We start from the raw sequence: 19,468 nt of genomic DNA, 5'->3' as shown, positions 1-19,468 counted from the left end.
GGCCGCACCCGGTCGGGTGCGGCCCCGCCGTCATGGCTGCGAAAGCGCTCGCGGGCCGGGTTCAGCGGACTTCGGTGATCTCCGGTCCGCGCGCCAGCTGACCCATGCCGCCCGCGAAGCGGGAGCCCTCGGGCGCCTCTTCCTGCTGCACGCTCTCGGGGACCATCTGCGCGTCGTCCGGCAACTTCAGGACGATCGGGTCACGCGGTGCCATCGGGCCGTCCCCGCGCACCACGACCGTGTCCCGGAAGATCTGCTCCAGCAGCCCGGCGGCCTGCGGCTGCACCGCGCCCTGGCCCGAGATGACTCCGCGCAGGAACCAGCGCGGGCCGTCCACGCCGACGAACCGGACGACCTGGAAACCGCCCGTGCCGTCCGGCAGCTGCACCGGCACCTGGGCCCGCAGCTCCCAGCCCAGCGGGCCCTCGACCTCGTCGATGACGCCGCCCTGCTGGGTGATGCCGGACGCGATCTCCTCGCGGACCTCGGTCCAGATGCCCTCACGCTTCGGGGCCGCGAAACCCTGCAGCTGGATGGCGCTGTCACGCAGTACGACGGTGGCCGCGACGATCGCGTCGCCCGCGACCTCGACCCGCAGCTCCATGCCGTCCACTCCGGGCACGAACAGACCGCCCAGGTCGACCCGGCCCTCGCCGGGCCGGCTCACCTCGGAGCTGTCCCAGGGTCCGTCGGGCCGGGGCGCCGGTTCGAGCCTCAGCCGCTCGGCCGCACCGTCCGCCTCCGTGTCGACACCGTCGACGACCTGCTCGGCCTCGCCGGCCGCGTCCTCGGCGGCATCCCTCTTCTTGCGACGTCCGAACACGTCACTGTCCTTCCCGGTCGGATACGACCGAAGCGTATCGATTCCCACCCGCTGTGCCGCCGACGGCGGCCTGAACGCTTGTGCCGCTCTTACCTTCCACCGCGGCATGGCCGCCGGTGGATCCGAAGCCCCCCTCGGCCCGAGCCGAACGGGGCAGCTCCGCGACCGGCACGAAGCGGACCCGCTCGACCTGCTGGACGACCAGTTGGGCAATCCGGTCGAAGCGCTCGAACCGCACGGCCTCGCGCGGGTCGAGATTCACCACGATCACCTTGATCTCCCCACGGTACCCGGCATCAACCGTCCCCGGGGCATTCACCAGGGCGACGCCGCAGCGCGCGGCCAGTCCGGATCGCGGGTGCACGAAGGCCGCGTACCCCTCCGGCAGGGCCACAGACACTCCGGTGGGCAGGACGGCCCGTTCACCGGGTGCCAGCTCGCACGCCTCGGTGGTCCGCAGATCGGCACCCGCGTCACCGGGGTGCTCGTACGCCGGGAGCGGTACGTCCGGGTCGACGCGCCGGAGCAGTACCCGGAGCTCGTCCCGGCGGGTGTCGCTCACGGGTTGACCTCGAAGGCGCGGGCGCGACGGACCTGGTCCGGGTCGTTCATGGCCGCCTCGATCTCCTCCTCGCGGCCGTGGTCGACGAAGTGGTCGACCTTGACCTCGATGAACAGCGCGTCGGCGCGGACGGCGACCGGGCCGTCGGGGCCGCCGATGCGTCCGGTGGCGGTGGAGTAGATCTTCCGTCCGGCCACCGCGGTCACCTCGGCCTCGAGGTGGAGGACCGCGTCGACCGGCACGGGCCGCACGAAGTCGGTCTCGAGCCTGCCGGTCACGGCGATCGTGCGCAGCAGCCAGCTCAGCGCGCCGAGCGTCTCGTCCAGGGCGCTGGCGAGTACCCCGCCGTGTGCGAGGCCGGGGGCACCCTGATGGGCGGGGCGTACGGTGAAGGCGGCGGTGACCGACACGCCCTCGCCGGCCCGCGCCTCGATGTGCAGCCCGTGCGGCTGCTCGCCGCCGCAGCCGAAGCACTGGCCGTAGTGCGCGCCGAGGAGCTCACCGGGTGCGGGGGCGTCCGGATGACGCACCGGCGTCACAGCGTCGGCGGGGGGCTGAAGAGTCGGGGAAGTACCACTCACAGGCGCAGACCTTACCCGCCCGCCCCTCACCCACCGCCGCCCCGTCCGACAGCGCTTCGCGCCGGCTGCCCTGGCTTCGGGTCCACCCCGGCACCGTGCCAAGCTTGGATCCATGCAGCTCTCCGCCCTCCCGTACGAAGAACGCCTGACGGCTCCTCGCTCCTGGTGGCTGATCTCCTTGCTCGCGGGTGTCTCGATGGCGCTGATCGTGCTGCCGTTCGGCATCCTGCCGATGCTCGGCGGCCTGGCCGGCGGCACGGCGGTGGCCGCGGTCGCGGCCAGCGCGTACGGCTCGGTGCGGATCCGGGTCGTGGGCGGGCTGCTGATCGCCGGTGAGGCGAAGATCCCGGTGACGGCCCTGGGCGACGTGGAGATCCTGGACGCCGAGGAGGCTCTCGCCTGGCGTACCCACCGGGCCGACCCGCGCTGCTTCATGCTGCTGCGTGCCTACGTCCCGGGGGCGTTGCGGGTGAAGATCACCGATCCGGACGACCCGACGCCGTACGCCTTCCTGTCGACGCGCGAGCCGGAACGGCTGGCGGAAGCCCTGCGGGCGGCGAGGGCCGCCGCGTAGCACGGCGGGGAACATCCGGCGGGATCAGCCTCTTCCGGATCAGCCCCTCCCGGGTCCGTCGCCCCCGTCCGGGCGGCCGTCTCCGCCGCCGAGCGCCTTGCGGAGGCCGCCGCCGCCCAGTCCGTCCATCTCCAGGACGTCGGCAGGGGTCTCGAGGGCGGGGAGGGCGGGGAGCGCGTCCCAGGGGACCTGGATCCCGCGCAGGTCCGCCTGGATACGGGCGGCGAGCTTTCTGGTGTCCCGGCGGTTCATGGCCGCGCCGACGGCGGCTCCCACCAGGAAGGGCATCAGGTTCGGCAGGTTGCGGACGGTGCGCTTCATGATCCGCTGGCGCAGTTCGCGCTTCATGCGGCTGTTCATCGCCGCGCGTACGGTCGAGGGCCTGGTCGCCTCGATGCCGCGCTCCTGCGACCAGGAGTTCAGGTACACGGTGCTGCGCTGCGCGAGGCTGCCGGCCGGGCGCACGCCGTAGACCTCGTGGAGTTCGGCGATCAGCTTGAGCTCGATCGCCGCGACTCCGGTGACCTCGGCGGCCAGCTCCGTCGGCATCGCGGGCGGTACCGGCATCGCCGCGGCGGCGCCGACGCCGGCTCCGACCGTCGCCGTGGCCCTGGCGGCGCCCGCCACGAGCTTCTCCGCGAGCTCCTCGGGACCGAGCCCCGGGAACTGCCTGCGCAGCGCCTCCAGGTCCCGTACGGGCACCCGCGGGGCGAGTTCGATGATCCGGTCCGCGAGGTGCGCCAGGCCCGCACGCGCGCGTGCGCCGCCCTTCCGGGCGCCTTCCCTGGCCCTGTCCCGGAACGCGGCGGCGCGCCTGCGGGCCGCCGGAGCGGTCGCGGTGGCCTCCACGGGTGCCGGGAGGTCACCCCGGCCGGCTGCGGGTTCGAGCGAGGCCGCCCCGGTATCGGCCGGACCTGGGTCGGTCGAGCCGGTATCGGTTGAGCCTCGCCCGGGGTCACGCGCGTCGCGCCGGGGGCCGTCCTGCGGCCCCGGGTCCGCTCCCCTCGGGAGGAAGCGGCGCTTCCGAGGAGGGGTCGAGCCAGTCACGGCCGACCCGCCCTCAGTCGCAGTCGCGGCAGATCGGCTGGCCGTTCTTCTCCCGGGCCAGCTGGCTGCGGTGGTGCACCAGGAAGCAGCTCATGCACGTGAACTCGTCCTGCTGCTTCGGCAGGACCCGGACGGCCAGCTCCTCGTTCGAGAGGTCCGCGCCGGGCAGTTCGAGGCCTTCCGCGGCCTCGAACTCGTCGACATCCACGGCCGAGGCCGACTTGTCGTTGCGGCGGGCCTTCAGCTCTTCGAGACTGTCCGAGTCGACGTCGTCGTCGGTCTTGCGTGGAGTGTCGTAATCGGTTGCCATGGTCGCTCTCCCCCTCTGGGTGTATGCGGTCTCTTCAGCGCACGTAACGCGCGAGGGGCCGGACTTGTGCCCGACCCGAGGCGGAGATTTTGCCTCACATCAAGGTCTGTTACTCAATCGACACCCAACCGAACCCCTTGCGGGTGATCGACTTGGATGGCGAGGGGGACCGTACACGGTCCGAACGCGGCACTTCAAAGCCGCCTCACCGTGTACTTCCCGTAATCAAAGCCCCTGAAAACCGGGATGTACCCGGCCTTTCGGGGGCTTCATGATCACGGAGAGTCGATGGACCGAAAATCGCTCCTGTGACTGATCCCACACGGGAGCACCGGAGAAGGTCTCCGAAAATTCCGCCCAAAGCGAACACCCCGTCGTGTCGGCGACATGATGTCAGATCGGCAGGGTGACGCGCATCACGAGCCCGCCACCCTCACGCGGCTGGGCATAGATGTGCCCGCCGTGCGCCCGCGCCACCGACCGGACGATGGAGAGTCCCAGGCCGACGCCCTTGTCGCTGCCCGTCCGCTCGGTGCGCAGCCGCCGGAAGGGCTCGAACAGGTTGTCGACCTCGTACGCGGGTACCACCGGGCCCGTGTTGGACACCACCAGGACCGCCTGTCCGTGCTCGACGTCGGTGGTGACCTCCACCCAGCCCTGCTCGGCCACGTTGTAGCGCACGGCGTTCTGGACCAGGTTCAGGGCGATCCGCTCCAGCAGGACGCCGTTGCCCCGGACGACCGCGGGGTTCCGGGCTCCGCGGATCTCCACGCCCTTGGCCTGCGCCTCGGCGTGCACCTGGTCGATGGCCTGGGAGGCCACCTCGGCGAGATCCACCGGCTTGCGCTCGACGATCTGGTTGTCGCTGCGGGCGAGGAGCAGCAGGCCCTCCACGAGCTGCTCGCTGCGCTCGTTGGTGGCCAGCAGCGTCTTGCCCAGCTGCTGGAGCTCCACCGGCGCGTCCGGGTCGGAGAGGTGCACCTCGAGCAGCGTGCGGTTGATCGCCAGCGGGGTGCGCAGCTCGTGCGAGGCGTTGCCCACGAAGCGCTGCTGGGCGGTGAAGGCCCGCTGCAGCCGCTCCAGCATGTCGTCGAAGGTGTCGGCCAGCTCCTTGAGCTCGTCGTCCGGGCCGTCCAGCTCGATCCGGCGGGACAGGTCGGAACCCGCCACCGCGCGCGCGGTGCGGGTGATCCGGCCCAGCGGCGACAGGACGCGGCCGGCCATGGCGTACCCGAAGGCGAAGGCGATGACCGCGAGGCCGAGCAGGGCGAGGAGCGAGCGGCTGAGCAGGTTGTCCAGGGCGTGCTGGCGCTGCTCGTTGGCACAGGCGCTCAGCGCGGCGTTCAGCTCGTCCGCGGGCAGCTGCGCGCTGCGCAACTGGCAGGTGTCGCTGGACACCTGCCCGGACAGGATCCGGAAGGGCAGGTCGCTGCCCACGTTCAGCGCGTTCGCGGCGAGCAGGTAGATGATCGACAGCAGCAGGATCCCGGCGATCAGGAACATGCCGCCGTAGAGCAGGGTGAGCCGTATCCGGATGGTCGGGCGCAGCCAGGGGAACGGCTGCACGGGCCTGCGCGGGTCCCAGGTGGGCTTCGGAGGAGCCGGCGGGGACGGCGGAGCGGGAGTGGGCGTGGTGGCCACGGAATCAGATCCGGTAGCCCGAGCCGGGCACGGTCACGATGACCGGCGGCTCGCCCAGTTTGCGGCGCAGCGTCATGACGGTCACCCGCACCACGTTGGTGAAGGGGTCGGTGTTCTCGTCCCAGGCCTTCTCCAGGAGCTGCTCCGCGGAGACGACGGCGCCCTCGCTGCGCATGAGCACTTCCAGGACGGCGAACTCCTTGGGCGCGAGCTGGACCTCCTTGCCCTCGCGGAAGACCTCGCGACGGTTGGGGTCGAGCTTGATCCCGGCGCGCTCCAGGACCGGCGGCAGCGGCACGCTGGTGCGCCGTCCCAGCGCGCGCACGCGCGCGATGAGCTCGCTGAACGCGAAGGGCTTGGGCAGATAGTCGTCGGCGCCGATCTCCAGGCCCTCGACGCGGTCGCTGACGTCACCGGAGGCCGTGAGCATCAGCACGCGTGTGGGCATGCCGAGTTCGACGATCCTGCGGCACACGTCGTCGCCGTGCACGAGGGGGAGGTCGCGGTCGAGGACGACCACGTCGTAGTCGTTGACGCCGATGCGCTCGAGGGCGGCCGCACCGTCGTACACGACGTCGACGGCCATGGCCTCCCGGCGCAGTCCGGTGGCCACCGCATCGGCGAGCAGTTGCTCGTCCTCGACGACGAGTACGCGCACGTCGCTTGTCCTTCCTACGGCCTGCCGGGCAGCGCTTCTCGGCGCACGCGCGCAGGGGTCTGGTGGGTGTGTTGCCTCCATCCTGCCCTTTTCGGCCATAAGTCGGCTGTAAGCCGGAGGGCGAATGGACGGCGGGAGGCACTGGGCCGGGCAGCAGGCCACGGCGGGCGGCCACCGGAGCGGGCGGTGGCGGGCCGACCGGTACCGGCCGTCGGCGCGGACCCGGGTAACGGACGGTGGCGCGGGGGCGGGAGGCCGTGGAACGCCCCGGAGAACGGAACGGGAATACGAGATTTTCTCGCCCGGTCAGGTTTCCCCGGAAGGGAGCTTGGGGAGGACGGGTTTTACATCCCGCGATCACACTCTGCTCGCACCGCGCCACCATGCGGTGTGCTTCGGTCCGTTTTCCGCAGAGCGGACCCGGACGTCCGAAGCCGTAGCCCCCCGGCCGAGCGGCAGCGGTCGTCCACCGGAGGCGTGATCGTCCCTTCCGAACCGGCACACCCCCGTGCCATCGACCCACGACCCAGGACGAGGGGGCGCAGCATGGACGCTTTCACCGCAGGACTTCTGCAGCGCATAAGGACGACCGAGTCCGATCTGTCCCGGGCCCGCGACGAGGGCGACGACTTCCTCGTCGAGGTGGAGCAGGGCGAGCTCGACGACCTGCGCCGGCTCGCCGCCGAGCACGGTGTGGAGGTCAGCGCGTCCTGCGTCTGATCAGCCCGATGAGATGAGGCGGCTCGACGCGAGCGGGCCCCGGCGAATCCAGCGCCGGGGCCCGCTTCGTCTCCCGGTCGTCCGTCAGTCGTGCCAGGCGCCGAAGTCCTCCAGCAGCCGCTGGAGGGGCCCGAAGACGCCGGGGGTGGCCGCGACCGCGAGATCCCACGAAGGGCGCTCACCGGGCCGTCCACCGGTCAGCGCGCCCGCCTCCCGGGCGATCAGGTCCCCCGCGGCCAGGTCCCAGGGGTGCAGTCCACGCTCGTAGTAGCCGTCGAGCCGCCCGCAGGCCAGGTCGCAGAGGTCGACCGCGGCCGAGCCGCCGCGCCGGATGTCCCGCAGCAGCGGGATCAGCCGCTGCGCGACATCGGCCTGGTGGGCGCGGACCCCGGTGACGTAGTTGAAGCCGGTCGAGACCAGCGCCTGGTCCAGGGGCGGCGACGGGCGGCAGGTCAGCGTGCGCTCGCCCTCCCACGCACCGGTGGCCCGTGCCCCGCCGCCGCGGACCGCGTGGTACGTCTCACCCCGCATCGGGGCGGCGACCACCCCTACGACGGTCTCGCCGTCCTGCTCGGCGGCGATGGAGACGGCCCAGGTGGGCAGCCCGTACAGGTAGTTGACCGTGCCGTCGAGCGGGTCGATCACCCAGCGGACGCCGCTGGTGCCCTCGGTCGAGCCGCCCTCCTCGCCGAGTACGCCGTCGTCGGGCCGGTGCTCGGCGATCAGCCCGGTGATCAGCTTCTCGGCCGCGATGTCCATCTCGGTGACGACGTCGATCGGGCTGGACTTGGTCGCGGCGACCTCGAGATCGGCCGGGCGGCCGTCCCGCAGCAGCTCGCCCGCGCGGCGTGCCGCCTCGCGGGCCAGCTCCAGCAGTTCCGCGTGCAGGGGATCGGTCACGGCAAGGGGGTCGGTCACGGCGCTCCTCAGGCGTAGGGGCTGTCGGCGCCCGCGGCTGCGGGGCGCGGGGCACGGGCCGGGCAGCAGCCCACCGGGCAGAGGTCGTGGCTCGCGCCGAGACCGCCCAGGGCGCAGGGAGTGACGTCCTGGGCGCGTTCGGTGGCGGCGCGCTCCGTGATCAGGTCGCGGATCGCGGCGGCGAACCGCGGGTCGGCGCCCACGGTCGCCGAGCGGCGCACCGGCAGTCCCAGTTCCCCGGCCTTGGCCGTGGCCTCGGTGTCGAGGTCGTAGATGACCTCCATGTGGTCGGAGACGAAGCCGATGGGGGCCATGACGACGGCCGGCACCCCGGCCGCGTGCCGCTCCTCGAGGTGGTCGCAGATGTCGGGCTCCAGCCAGGGGATGTGCGGGGCGCCGGAGCGGGACTGGTAGACGAGCTGCCAGGGGTGCTCCACGCCGGTGCGCTCCCGTACGGCGTCGCTGATCACCTGGGCGACGTCCAGGTGCTGGGCCACGTACGCGCCGCCGTCGCCGTGCCGCTCGACGGGTCCCGAGGTGTCGGCGGAGGCGAGGGGGATCGAGTGGGTGCAGAAGGCGATGTGCGCGCCGTCGCGCACCTCCTCGGGCAGGTCGGCGAGCGAGCGGACGATCCCGTCGACCATGGGCTCCACGAAGCCGGGGTGGTTGAAGTAGTGCCGCAGCTTGTCGACCCGGGGCGGCTCGAGGCCTTCCGCCTCCAGCGTCGCCAGGGACTCGGCGAGGTTCTCGCGGTACTGGCGGCAGCCGGAGTAGGAGGCGTAGGCGCTGGTGGCGAGGACGAGGATGCGGCGGCGGCCGCCCCGGACCATCTCGCGCAGGGTGTCGGTCAGGTACGGCGCCCAGTTGCGGTTGCCCCAGTACACCGGGAGGCCCAGGCCGTGGTCGGCGAAGTCCTTGCGCAGGGCGTCCAGCAGGGCGCGGTTCTGTTCGTTGATGGGGCTCACCCCGTCGAACAGGAAGTAGTGCTCCCCGACTTCCTTCAGGCGTTCCTTGGGGATGCCGCGCCCGCGCGTCACGTTCTCCAGGAACGGGACCACGTCGTCCGGGCCTTCGGGACCGCCGAAGGAGAGCAGGAGCAGGGCGTCGTAGGGGGTGGGATCGAGCTCGTCAGGCATGCCTCGATCCTGCCACCCGTCACCGACAGCCGGGCGACGGCGGGGGCCGACCGGGCCGTGCCCCTGCGACCGGGAGACATTAGGGTTACCTAACCCGTAAGCTGTATCGCCTGTGGTCGCGCCTTACTGAGATCCCCGGAGACCTCGTGCCCAGCCCTTATCCCGCCCTGTTCGCCGCCCCCGGCAGCAAGGCATTCTCGGCCGCGGGGTTCATCGGCCGGATGCCGCTGTCCATGATGGGCATCGGCGTGGTCACGATGGTCTCCCAGCTGACCGGACGGTACGGGCTCGCCGGCGCCCTGTCGGCCACCATCGCCCTGGCCGCCGCGGTCGCGGGCCCTCAGGTCTCCCGCCTGGTGGACCAGTACGGGCAGCGGCGGGTCCTGCGTCCGGCGACGCTGCTCGCGCTGGCCGCGGCGGCGCTGCTGCTGTTCGCCGCGCACTACGGCTGGCCGGACTGGGCGCTCTTCGTCGCCTGCGCCGGCATCGGCTGCGTGCCGAGCCTCGGCGCGATGATCCGGGCCCGCTGGGCCGCCCTGTACCGCGGCACCCCGCACCTGCACACCGCGTACTCGTTCGAGTCCGTGGTGGACGAGATGTGCTTCATCCTCGGGCCGATCATCTCGATCGGGCTGTCCACGGCGTGGTTCCCCGAGGCCGGCCCGCTGCTCGCGGCCTGCTTCCTCGCGGTCGGCGTCTTCTGGCTGACGTCCCAGCACGCCACCGAACCGGCCCCGCACCCGCGCGAGCGCCCGGGCGACGGCCGCAAGGGCGCGAGTGGCGGTACGGCGCTGAGCTCCCCGGGCCTGCAGGTCCTGGTGGCCACCTTCGCGGCGACGGGGGCGGTCTTCGGCGGCGTGGACGTGGTCACCGTGGCGTTCGCGGAGGAGCGCGGGCACAAGGCCGCCGCCAGTGTGGTGCTCGCCGTGTACGCGCTGGGCTCCTGCGTGGCGGGCCTCGTGTTCGGGCTGATGCGCTTCGCCGGGGCGCCCGAGCGCCGCTGGCTGCTGGGCGTGTGTGCGATGGCCGTGAGTATGATCCCCCTCCTACTGGTCGGAAACCTGCCGTTTCTGGCCGTGGCGCTGTTCGTTGCGGGTCTGTCCATCGCTCCCACGATGATCACGACAATGGCCCTCATCGAAGAGCACGTACCACGCGCGCAGCTCACCGAAGGCATGACCTGGGTGAGCACCGGGCTCGCGGCCGGGGTCGCTCTCGGCTCCGCCGCGTCCGGCTGGGTGATCGACGCGGCCGGGGCGCGCGCAGGGTACGGGGTTCCGGTGGTGTCCGGAGCCGTCGCGGTCGTGGTCGGTTTCCTCGGGTACCGCCGGCTCAAGCGGCCGGCTCCGGGTCGGGGAGGCTCCGTTGGGCAGCACGGCGAGCACGAGGAACGGAACATGGCGTAACTGGGGAGGCAACGTCCTCGCCCACCCCGCGCGGGAGGTCACGCCGGCCTCCGTAGACGAACTGGCGGCGGCCGTGCGCCGGGCCGCCGAGGACGGCCTCCCGGTGAAGGCGGTGGGCACCGGGCACTCCTTCACCTCCATCGCGGCCACCGACGGTGTGCAGATCCGCCCGCATCTGCTGACGGGCATCCGGGACATCGACCGCGCGGCCGGCACCGTCACGGTCGAGGCCGGTACCCCGCTCAGGCGGCTCAACACGGCTCTCGCGCGGGAGGGGCTCTCGCTCACCAACATGGGCGACATCACGGAGCAGACCGTCTCCGGGGCCACCAGCACCGGCACCCACGGGACCGGCCGCGACTCGGCCTCCGTCGCCGCGCAGATCCGGGGCCTGGAACTGGTCACCGCCGACGGCTCGGTGCTCACCTGCTCGCAGGAGGGGACCGACGAGGAACGCGCGGTCTTCGCCGCCGCCCGGATCGGTCTCGGCGCCCTCGGCATCGTCTCCGCGATCACCTTCGCCGTCGAGCCGATCTTCCTGCTCACGGCCCGCGAGGAACCGATGCCCCTGGACCGCGTCCTCGCCGAGTTCGACGAACTGCACGCCGAGAACGAGCACTTCGAGTTCTACTGGTTCCCGCACACCGGCCACACCAACACGAAGCGGAACAACCGCAGCGCCGGACCGCAGCGGCCGGTGCATCCCGTCCGGGGCTGGTTCGACGACGAGTTCCTCTCCAACGGCGTCTTCCAGGCGGCGAACTGGGTCGGCCGCGCGGTGCCGGCGACCGTCCCCGCCATCGCGCGGGTCTCCAGCAGGGCCCTGTCCGCGCGGACCTACACCGACCTCCCGCACAAGGTGTTCACCTCGCCGCGCCGGGTGCGCTTCGTGGAAATGGAGTACGCGGTACCGCGCGAGGCCCTGGTGGACACGCTGCGCGAACTGAAGGCCATGGTCGACCGCTCCCCCCTGCGGGTCAGCTTCCCCGTCGAGGTGCGCACGGCCCCGGCCGACGACATCACCCTGTCCACGGCCTCCGGCCGCGACACCGCGTACATAGCGGTCCACATGTTCCGTGGCACCCCCTACCAGCGGTACTTCACGGCGGCGGAACGCATCTTCACCGCCCACGAGGGACGGCCGCACTGGGGGAAGATCCACACCCGGGACGCCGGGTACTTCTCCCGGGTGTATCCGCGCTTCGCCGAGTTCACTGCGCTGCGGGACCGCCTTGATCCGGAACGTCTGTTCCAAAACGACTATCTGCGGAGGGTCCTGGGGACGTAGCGGACGCGTCCGGTTGCGGGCTCGCGGTGTCGCCGGGGTCCTGGTTCCCGGTGCCGTCCGGGGTGCCCGCCGGCGTGTCGCCGACGTCCGGCGCGTCACCGCCGGAGCCGGTGGCCGCTCCCTCGTCCTGCGGCGTCGCGGAGGGCGCGGGCGTTCGGTCCTCCCCGCCGGAGTCCCCGGAGTCCTCCGAGGTGCCGGAGTCGTCCGCCGTCCCGGGGTCGCCGGAGGTGCCGGGGTCCTGACCGTCCGAACCGCCGGAGCCGCCCGAGCCGCCGGAGCCCGACGTGTGCTCACCGGTGAACGCGTCGCCGACGGTGGTGTCCGGCGCGCCGCTGAGGCTCTGGCCCGAGACGAGTTCGTAGGTGGTGATTCCGGCCATCGTGACGCCGAATACCAGCGCCGTCGCGACCACCGTCCGTTTCCAGCCCCGCCGCACTCCCCCGGCCCGGCCCCGGTACACGGTGCCCTCGGTGAACTCGCCGGGCGTCCGCGCGGGCCGCTCCCCGGCCGGCTGCCCCGGTGCCGCGGGCGCCACGCGGAACTGCTCACCGGTGCGCGTGAAGAAGTGCTGGAAGATCGTTCCGCCGCAGGTGGCGACGATGCTCATGACTCCGGCGCCGATGATCGTCCCGTAGACGCCGAACGACGAGGCGAGCTGGGCGCCGAGCACCGCGGCCACCGCGCTGCCCGCGACCTGCGGCACGCTCAGATCGACCCGCGCACGCTCCCCCTCCTCCGCGTCACCGTGCTCACCTGCGACAACCGGCGTTTCACGCATTTCTGAACCTTGTCTGCCTTTCCCCGCATTCCCGCACACGAACGATCAACCGCACGACATCTGGACGTCCTGACGAAACCATTAGTTCCGTTTCTGGTGATTGCGTGAAGTTTCCCACGCCGTGGTCGGCGGATCCGGACCGTGACGGCCAAGTAGCGCCCCTTGCGCGAAGTCGGGCGGCGCGCCGATCCACGCACATGGCCCGAATGGAGTACTGTTGCGAGCCCTGGGTCCGGTCGCCCATCAGGGTGTTCGGGTCCCTCGCGGACCACCGGGAGGGGGCCAATTGCACAGGGTGACGCAGTTGGTCACTTAGCGTTGCGAAAAGGTAACCGTGCCATAACGGCGAGCTCGGGCCCACGCCCGACACGCCGGGCAAACCGGCAAGGTTGTGGCAGGCTGCACCCGGGCAGGCCACACTCGACTAGCGGAAGCAGCGACGCACGTGACGTCGGCAGGCACCACCCGGGAGGTCCCCATGCCCGAACTGCGTGTCGTGGCCGTCTCGAATGACGGCACACGGCTGGTGCTGAAGGCTGCGGACAGCACGGAGTACACGCTTCCGATCGACGAACGTCTCCGCGCCGCGGTACGCGGCGACCGTCCCCGCCTCGGCCAGATCGAGATCGAGGTGGAGAGCCATCTCCGCCCCCGCGACATCCAGGCGCGTATACGAGCCGGTGCGACCGCGGAAGAGGTCGCCCAGATGGCCGGCATCCCCGTGGACCGTGTCCGCCGCTTCGAAGGCCCCGTACTCGCCGAGCGCGCCTTCATGGCGGAGCGCGCCCGCAAGACCTCCGTCCGCCGGCCCGGTGAGAATTCCGGTCCGCCGCTGGGTGAGGCCGTGCAGGAGCGCCTGACGCTGCGCGGCGCGGAGAAGGACACCGCGCAGTGGGACTCCTGGCGCCGCGACGACGGCACCTGGGAAGTACTGCTGGTCTACCGGGTCGCGGGCGAACCGCACTCGGCGAGCTGGACGTACGACCCGCCCCGGCGGCTCGTCCAGGCCGTCGACGACGAGGCGCGCTCGCTGATCGGCGAGTCCGACGACCTCGCCGCCGCACCCGAGCCCAGCTTCCCGTTCGTGCCGCGCATCGCCCGGCTGCCCCGTGACCGCCCGCTGGACCGTCCGGGTGACCGCGAGCGGCAGAGCCTGCCACCGGGTCAGGACTACGACTCCGAGGAGGAGTCGGCGGTCACGGCCGGCGGTGAGCGGGACTCGCTCACCAGCCTGCTGGAGGCGGTGCCGAGCTTCCGGGGCGACCTGGTGGTTCCCGAGCGGGCCCCCGAGCCCGCCGCAGAGGAGCCCGACGGCGAACCCGAGGCGGAGGAGCCACCGGCTCCCGCGGCCTCGGCCGGTTCCGCCTACGCGGATGTCCTGATGCCTCGCGCCGTCACCAGTCACCGGGACCGTCTCGTCGGCTCCACGGACCGTCAGGCGGAAGCGGACGGAGTCCGTCCGGGCCGCCGCGCGGCGGTGCCGAGCTGGGACGAGATCGTGTTCGGGACCCGGCGCAAGAAGCAGGAGTGACCCTGCGGGAGCGGCCGCCGAAGCAGCTGAACCCGCCCGAGATGTCATGAAGGGGGCGCTCGTCGTGTACGGGCGCCCCCTTCACGCTTCCGGTCTACTGAGGGTCCGGGCCCACCGCGACCGGCCGCTCCGGGTCCGACGACCACTCCGACCAGGAGCCGACGTACAGCTCCGCCGGGATGCCCGCCACCGCCAGCGCCAGCACCTCGTGCGCCCCCGAGACCCCCGAACCGCAGTACACGCCGACCCGTGTGTCTGCGGACGCACCCAACTCACGGAAGTGCGCGCCCAGTTCCCCGGCGGGCAGGAAACGGCCGTCCGGGCCGACGTTCTCGGTGGTGGGCGCCGAGACCGCGCCCGGGATGTGACCGCCGACGGGGTCGATCGGCTCCACCTCGCCCCGGTAGCGCTCCCCCGCGCGGGCGTCGAGGAGCAGACCGGACCGGGCCAGGGCCGCCGCGCCGTCGGCGTCGAGCAGCCCGGCCGGGCCGGGTACGGGCACGAAGTCGCCCTCGGCCGGTTCGGGTTCCGCGGTCTCGAGCGGACCGTCCCAGGACGGCAACCCGCCGTCGAGGACCCGCACGTCCGGGTGACCCGTCCAGCGCAGCAGCCACCAGGCGCGGGCGGCCCCCCAGCCCATCCCGCCGTCGTACACGACCACGGGGGTGCCCGCCGACACGCCCGCCCGGCGCATCGCGGCGCCGAACTCCTCCGGATCGGGCAGCGGATGGCGTCCCCGCCCGGTCGGCGGTGCGGCCAACTCCTTGTCCAGGTCGACGAATACGGCGCCGGGAAGGTGCCCGTCGCGGTACGCGGCCCGTCCGTCGAACGGCGGCTCACCGGCCGCCGCGGCCGTGCTCAACTGCCAGCGGACGTCGAGCAGTACCGGTGGGTCGCCGCCCGCCAGCGCGGCGGCGAGTTCGGATGCGGAGATGATGGCGTTCATGGCCACCATCCTGACGTACGGGGTGGCCGTACCGTCCAGGTCCGGCTACTCTGCTCGGCCGGGCAGACCCGATCACGAGGCGTACGGGATCGGGCACATGCCGTACTACCGATCGACATCCTCCGGCAAGCGTGCCGAAAAGGACGGACACCCGCACGTCGGGCATCCTCCGGAGACAGGAACCGCCGTACGGGGCGGTCCCGGAGCGCGCGACACCGTGGCCGATGCCTGTACCAGCACGGGGACGAATCCGCAGAGCGGACGCGGCACGACCCTCGCCGGGTCGAGAAGAGCACGGCCACCGCGAGGGCGGCCGAGAAGAGAGTGACGATGACCGACGCACGGGGGTCCGCCCGCCGAGACGGCGAAGCGCCCGTTCGGCACGCACCCGGTACACCCTGCTGGGTGAGTCTCATGGTGCACGGACCGGACACGGCCCGGATGTTCTACGAAGCGCTGTTCGGCTGGGAGTTCCGGTCCGGCCCGCAGCAACTCGGCCCCTACGCGCGTGCGCTGCTCGACGGCTTCGAGGTGGCCGGCATCGGACTGCTGCCGGCGGACGTGCGTCTGCCGGTGGCCTGGACGCCGTACTTCGCCTCGACGGACGTGGACCGCACCGCCGAGGCGGTGCGCTCGCGCGGCGGCACCGTCGGCGTCGGCCCGCTGGACGCCGGCGAGGCCGGGCGGCTGGCGATCGGCTCCGACCCCTCGGGCGCCGTCTTCGGCATCTGGCAGGCGTCCGCGCGGCCGCGCGGCCGGGCGGTCACCGGGGTGCCCGGCACGCCCGCCTGGTACGAACTGACGACCCGTGAGTCGGAGCGCGTGGCCAAGTTCTACGCGTCGGTGTTCGGTCACACCACCCAGCCCGAGGTGTCCGCCGACATCGACCACCTGACCCTGAGCGTGGACGGCCGGCCCGTGGCCGGAATCCACGGCGTGGGCAACAGCCTCCTGAGGGACCGGGGGCCGCACTGGACGACGTACTTCACCGTGGCCGACCTCGACGACGCGGTGGACCACGTCCTGCACCTGGGCGGCCAGGTCCTCGAGCGGCCCCACGACGGCGCCCGGGGCCGCGTCGCGGCGGTGGCGGACCCGGAGGGGGCGCGGTTCTCGCTGCTGCAGGGCCCGTAGGGCTTGTGCCGCGCCTCCCCCGCCGATCTGCTGTCATGCCGACCGCCATCCCGAGGATCGCATATCGCTGCTGACGGTGACACGTCGACAGGGAGCCTCTGTACGCGCGCTGTCAGCCTCGCGCTCCCGAAGCCACGGCGAAATGACGAGTAGCTCCCTGGAGCAATGAAGGGTGTCTTTGTCAGTGGCTGCGGAAGCACCGCTGATCAGACTGTCAGGTCAGATGTCGCAGTACTTCGCCGAGTGTCGCCACTCCTTCGCTGATGTCGGTGGGTGTGCTCGCGGCGTAGCCCAGGACCAGTCCCGGTCGACGGGGTCGCTGGCTGTGCCAGGACAAGGGGTGCACTTTGACGTCGCGTGCGAGTGCCGTGGCGGCGAGGTCCGTGTCCGCGAACTCGGCCTCAAAGGTGACGGTCAGGTGCAGGCCGGCTGCGGCACCGTGCACGATCGCGCTCGGCAGGTGGGCACTGATGGCTTTGATCATGGCGTCCCGGCGGCGGCGGTGGTGTCTGCGCAGGTGGCGCAGTTGGCGTTCCATCGCGCCCGATTCCATGAACTGGGCCAGTACGAGTTGGGGCAGGGCGGCGTTGCCGAGGTCGGCAAACCGTTTGGCATCCACAAGGGCGTCGCGGTACTTCGGCGGGGCGAGGACCCACCCGATGCGCAGGGCTGGGGCGAGGAGCTTCGACACGCTTCCGGCGTAGAAGACGTTCTCGGCGAGCACGGACCGCAGGGCGGGCACCGGAGTCCGGTCGTAGCGGTGCTCGGCGTCGTAGTCGTCCTCGATGATCAGTCCGCCGCTTTCATGGGCCCAGCGCGTCAGTTCGCTGCGTCGGCTGCCACGAAGGACCACACCGGTGGGGAACTGGTGTGCGGGTGTGAGGAGAATGGCCGCTTCCCCCGTGGCGCGCAGCTCATCGACGCGCACGCCTTCGGAGTCGACCGCGACGGGCGGGGTGTCCAACCGGCAGTTGCGCAGGTGCTGGCGGGCTCCGAGGGAGCCGGGGTCCTCCACGGCTACCGCGGAGATGCCGTCATCATGCAGCACCCGTCCGAGCAGGGTGAGCGTTTGGGCGGTACCGGCGACGATGAGGACCTCGCCGGGATCTGCCCTGATACCCCGGTTACGGGCGATCCAGTTCGCGATGGCCAGGCGAAGTGCTGGTGTACCGCGTGGATCTCCGTATCCGAGGTCGGATGCCGCAAGGTGATTGAGGACGCGGCGTTCGGTGCGCAGCCACGCCGCTCGCGGGAACGCGGCGAGGTCGGGGAGTCCTGGGGAAAAGTCGATCCGTGCCCTGGCCATGCGCATCGTGTCGAAGATGTCCGTGCTGGGCACGGCGGCGAACACGGAACGTGGTGACGGCGGGCTGGTGAACATGGGGGACTTGGTTGCTGTCGTCGCCGCTGCGGGGGCGCCGACGACGATTGTTCCGTTGCGTCCTCGTCCGGCGAGGTGCCCGTCCTCGATCAGGCGTTGGTAGGCCTCGGTGACCACGCCGCGCGATACGCCCAGTTCACCGGCCAGGACCCGGGTGGCCGGCAGCCTGCTTCCCACCGGCAGGCGGCCGTCCACCAGCGCGAGCCGGACCTGCCGGGCCAGCCAGTCGGCCTTCCCGCCCCCCGGCGCCTCGTCGATGGCCAGATGGAGGAAGTCGGCCCCGGTCGTTACGGACCGGTCGGAAGCTCCCTCATTGGATCTGTCCATCGGTCCATAGTGGCAGCAGAGTGAGGCCATGAACACAGCCACGACACCTTCCGGCCCTGTCCCGGTGGTCGACTATGTGCATGGATACTCACAGCGTGAGGGCCGGCGGTTGGGCGACCAGGCGGACACACTGGCGCAGCTGCTGCACACCGGCACGGCCTACCCCGCAGGCAGTCGGGTACTGGAGCTCGGCTGCGGGATCGGCGCTCAGACGGTCCATCTGCTCCGCTCCAGCCCCGGGGCGCACATTGTCGCGGTCGACCGGTCCGAGGAGTCTCTCGCACAGGCTTCCACCCGCGTCGCAGGCCTTGCGCCCGAGGCTCAGGTGGAGTGGCACCGCGCTGACGTGTTCGACCTGCCCTTCGCCGACGCGGAATTCGACCATGCCTTTGTGTGCTTCGTCTTGGAACACCTGCCGGATCCTCGGCGGGCGCTGGCCGGCCTGCGGCGCGTGCTGCGCCCTGGGGGCACCATCACCGTGATCGAGGGAGACCACGGATCGGTGTTCTTCCACCCCGACAGCACGTATGCCCGGGCTGCGATCGACTGCCAGATCCACTTTCAGGCGGCAGCCGGAGGAAACGCGCTGCTCGGCCGGCAGCTGCAGCCGCTGCTGGCCGGTGCCGGATACGACGACGTCGCAGTCCGTCCACTCACGGTCTATACCGACCGGACCCGGCCCGCATTGGTCGACGGCTTCACCCGCAACACCTTCATCGCTATGGTCGCGTCCGTTCGGGACAAGGCGCTGGCCGCCGCCCTCACCACTACGGCCGAGTGGGACCGGGGAATCGCCGACCTGCTCCGGACCGCCCACGGCGGAACCTTCCACTACACGTTCTTCAAAGCCCTTGCCGTGAACCCACCCGCTGCCCCCGCGGCCTCCCCGCGGCACATGTGAAGCATTACGCCGGGACAAACCCTCGACGAGGAGCCGTCGTCATCGGACTCACCGCGCTCACCCTGTGGACCGTTCTCGTCGTCTGTGCACTGGAGCGCAATCGCCGGCGCCAAGCCACCCCCGCCCCTCGCAGGGCGACGGTGCGGACCTCCACGACCGGGACTCCGAACGTGTCCGGGCCGAACTTCGCGCCACCGCTGACCCGGCCGGCTTACAGCCGCTCCCGTGGGCACGGGAGTTGCCCACGTCCGGGACTCCAAGGCCGTTGCCGGGCCTATAGTCACGGTTTCGCGCCAGGTGTGGGCAGAGTTCGCCGGGCCGGCGTCGGCGGAGGGGGACGTCTGACACTCGCTCGTACGGTCGCGAGAGCCCTGCCGGTCCTGCCGGATGGCAGGGCTCTTACGTTCGGTCCCCGGGGACGCCATTCTCGGACCACTCGGTGCGGACCGACGGCGCCCGATCCCTGGTCGGTGGCCCCGTCCGCCGCGGAAGTGCGCGGAGCCGGGCCCCCGGCCCGGGGCTCACTTGGTCAGGTGCGTCCAGAACTCGTCGAAGGACAGGAGCTTGTCGCCGTCCAGGTCGCGGGAGTTGATGACGGCCTCCGCCACCGGCTCGGTGACGTTCCAGTCACCGCCCTGGGCCAGGGCGGTCTTGAACTCGGCAGCGGTGATGAACCCGTCCCCGTCCGCGTCGATCCGCTCGAACTGCCTGCGCGCTTCCTCGATCTCCGCCACCGGTCCGCCCCTTTGTTCCTCGTACTCCGCCGGACTCCCTGGGAGTCCTGATGACGCAGGTCAGACTATCTG

The 19,468-nt window shown here is 71.7% G+C and carries 21 protein-coding genes; 8 read left to right on the top strand and 13 right to left on the bottom strand.

Annotated features, from left to right (window positions below; genetic code table 11):
* Positions 1-61 precede the first annotated feature (61 nt).
* Genes ACFWVE_RS15920 through ACFWVE_RS15910 form a run of 3 tightly spaced genes read right to left on the bottom strand, consistent with a single transcriptional unit; the run spans position 62 to position 1,966 of the window.
* Positions 62-823 (bottom strand): DUF3710 domain-containing protein, encoded by a 762-nt coding sequence (locus tag ACFWVE_RS15920; protein WP_384013732.1) that lies wholly within the window; start codon positions 821-823, stop codon positions 62-64.
* Position 824: 1 nt separating this feature from the next.
* On the bottom strand, positions 825-1,385 hold the full coding sequence (gene dut / locus ACFWVE_RS15915) for a dUTP diphosphatase (RefSeq protein ID WP_384013729.1): 561 nt from the start codon (positions 1,383-1,385) through the stop codon (positions 825-827).
* A complete protein-coding gene (locus ACFWVE_RS15910; RefSeq protein WP_384013726.1) occupies positions 1,382-1,966 on the bottom strand; it encodes a PaaI family thioesterase in 585 nt (194 codons plus the stop codon). Before ACFWVE_RS15910 ends, dut begins: the two co-directional genes overlap by 4 nt.
* Positions 1,967-2,078: 112 nt before the next feature.
* On the opposite strand from ACFWVE_RS15910, the gene ACFWVE_RS15905 reads away from it, so the two are divergent.
* The gene (locus ACFWVE_RS15905) at positions 2,079-2,540 is read left to right on the top strand and encodes a DUF3093 domain-containing protein (RefSeq protein ID WP_384013724.1); all 462 of its coding nucleotides are present in this window, start codon (positions 2,079-2,081) and stop codon (positions 2,538-2,540) included.
* 39 nt (positions 2,541-2,579) lie between these two features.
* On the opposite strand, the gene ACFWVE_RS15900 is transcribed toward ACFWVE_RS15905, so the two are convergent.
* The 4 genes from ACFWVE_RS15900 to ACFWVE_RS15885 form a co-directional block, all read right to left on the bottom strand.
* Positions 2,580-3,587, bottom strand: coding sequence for a hypothetical protein (locus ACFWVE_RS15900; RefSeq protein WP_384013721.1), 1,008 nt, complete (start codon positions 3,585-3,587; stop codon positions 2,580-2,582).
* A 13-nt stretch (positions 3,588-3,600) separates the two neighbouring features.
* Positions 3,601-3,897 carry a DUF4193 domain-containing protein gene (locus ACFWVE_RS15895; protein WP_003993510.1) on the bottom strand — a complete coding sequence of 99 codons (297 nt, stop codon included), beginning with the start codon at positions 3,895-3,897 and terminating at the stop codon, positions 3,601-3,603.
* A 393-nt stretch (positions 3,898-4,290) separates the two neighbouring features.
* Positions 4,291-5,538 carry a sensor histidine kinase gene (locus ACFWVE_RS15890; protein WP_384013718.1) on the bottom strand — a complete coding sequence of 416 codons (1,248 nt, stop codon included), beginning with the start codon at positions 5,536-5,538 and terminating at the stop codon, positions 4,291-4,293.
* Between the two features lie 4 nt (positions 5,539-5,542).
* Positions 5,543-6,196: a response regulator transcription factor gene (locus tag ACFWVE_RS15885; protein WP_266726523.1), complete on the bottom strand. Its 654-nt coding sequence runs from the start codon at positions 6,194-6,196 to the stop codon at positions 5,543-5,545.
* Positions 6,197-6,742: 546 nt separating this feature from the next.
* On the opposite strand from ACFWVE_RS15885, the gene ACFWVE_RS15880 reads away from it, so the two are divergent.
* Positions 6,743-6,916 (top strand): hypothetical protein, encoded by a 174-nt coding sequence (locus ACFWVE_RS15880; RefSeq protein WP_384013715.1) that lies wholly within the window; start codon positions 6,743-6,745, stop codon positions 6,914-6,916.
* A gap of 84 nt (positions 6,917-7,000) precedes the next feature.
* Here ACFWVE_RS15880 and ACFWVE_RS15875 read toward each other — a convergent pair whose 3' ends face one another.
* Positions 7,001-7,816, bottom strand: coding sequence for an inositol monophosphatase family protein (locus ACFWVE_RS15875; protein ID WP_384013735.1), 816 nt, complete (start codon positions 7,814-7,816; stop codon positions 7,001-7,003).
* A gap of 26 nt (positions 7,817-7,842) precedes the next feature.
* Entirely contained in the window at positions 7,843-8,970 is a 1,128-nt protein-coding gene (locus tag ACFWVE_RS15870) for a ferrochelatase (RefSeq protein WP_384013712.1), read from the bottom strand.
* A gap of 146 nt (positions 8,971-9,116) precedes the next feature.
* Here ACFWVE_RS15870 and ACFWVE_RS15865 point away from each other — a divergent pair, with 146 nt between their 5' ends.
* Positions 9,117-10,376, top strand: a complete 1,260-nt coding sequence (locus ACFWVE_RS15865; RefSeq protein ID WP_384013709.1) for an MFS transporter — start codon at positions 9,117-9,119, stop codon at positions 10,374-10,376.
* The gene (locus ACFWVE_RS15860; protein ID WP_384013706.1) at positions 10,336-11,664 is read left to right on the top strand and encodes a D-arabinono-1,4-lactone oxidase; all 1,329 of its coding nucleotides are present in this window, start codon (positions 10,336-10,338) and stop codon (positions 11,662-11,664) included. Before ACFWVE_RS15865 ends, ACFWVE_RS15860 begins: the two co-directional genes overlap by 41 nt.
* Here the strand turns inward: ACFWVE_RS15860 and ACFWVE_RS15855 are convergent.
* Positions 11,588-12,442 (bottom strand): hypothetical protein, encoded by an 855-nt coding sequence (locus ACFWVE_RS15855; RefSeq protein ID WP_384013703.1) that lies wholly within the window; start codon positions 12,440-12,442, stop codon positions 11,588-11,590. The genes ACFWVE_RS15860 and ACFWVE_RS15855 overlap by 77 nt on opposite strands.
* Before the next feature lie 478 nt (positions 12,443-12,920).
* On the opposite strand from ACFWVE_RS15855, the gene sepH reads away from it, so the two are divergent.
* Entirely contained in the window at positions 12,921-13,973 is a 1,053-nt protein-coding gene (gene sepH / locus ACFWVE_RS15850; RefSeq protein WP_384013700.1) for a septation protein SepH, read from the top strand.
* A 94-nt stretch (positions 13,974-14,067) separates the two neighbouring features.
* Here sepH and ACFWVE_RS15845 read toward each other — a convergent pair whose 3' ends face one another.
* Positions 14,068-14,919: a sulfurtransferase gene (locus ACFWVE_RS15845; protein WP_384013697.1), complete on the bottom strand. Its 852-nt coding sequence runs from the start codon at positions 14,917-14,919 to the stop codon at positions 14,068-14,070.
* A gap of 330 nt (positions 14,920-15,249) precedes the next feature.
* On the opposite strand from ACFWVE_RS15845, the gene ACFWVE_RS15840 reads away from it, so the two are divergent.
* Positions 15,250-16,053: a VOC family protein gene (locus ACFWVE_RS15840; RefSeq protein ID WP_384013694.1), complete on the top strand. Its 804-nt coding sequence runs from the start codon at positions 15,250-15,252 to the stop codon at positions 16,051-16,053.
* Between the two features lie 214 nt (positions 16,054-16,267).
* Here the strand turns inward: ACFWVE_RS15840 and ACFWVE_RS15835 are convergent, their stop codons facing one another.
* A complete protein-coding gene (locus ACFWVE_RS15835) occupies positions 16,268-17,761 on the bottom strand; it encodes a PLP-dependent aminotransferase family protein (RefSeq protein WP_384013691.1) in 1,494 nt (497 codons plus the stop codon).
* 28 nt (positions 17,762-17,789) lie between these two features.
* On the opposite strand from ACFWVE_RS15835, the gene ACFWVE_RS15830 reads away from it, so the two are divergent.
* Complete coding sequence (locus ACFWVE_RS15830; RefSeq protein ID WP_384013688.1) at positions 17,790-18,662, top strand: methyltransferase domain-containing protein; 873 nt, start codon at positions 17,790-17,792, stop codon at positions 18,660-18,662.
* Positions 18,663-18,887: 225 nt separating this feature from the next.
* A complete protein-coding gene (locus ACFWVE_RS15825) occupies positions 18,888-19,007 on the top strand; it encodes a DUF397 domain-containing protein (RefSeq protein WP_384013685.1) in 120 nt (39 codons plus the stop codon).
* Positions 19,008-19,183: 176 nt separating this feature from the next.
* Here ACFWVE_RS15825 and ACFWVE_RS15820 read toward each other — a convergent pair whose 3' ends face one another.
* Positions 19,184-19,396 (bottom strand): EF-hand domain-containing protein, encoded by a 213-nt coding sequence (locus tag ACFWVE_RS15820; RefSeq protein WP_384013682.1) that lies wholly within the window; start codon positions 19,394-19,396, stop codon positions 19,184-19,186.
* Positions 19,397-19,468 lie beyond the last annotated feature (72 nt).

Source organism: Streptomyces sp. NPDC058632, assembly GCF_042717095.1.
Classification (GTDB): Bacteria; Actinomycetota; Actinomycetes; order Streptomycetales; family Streptomycetaceae; genus Streptomyces.
This window is presented reverse-complemented; position numbering and strand designations above follow the sequence as displayed.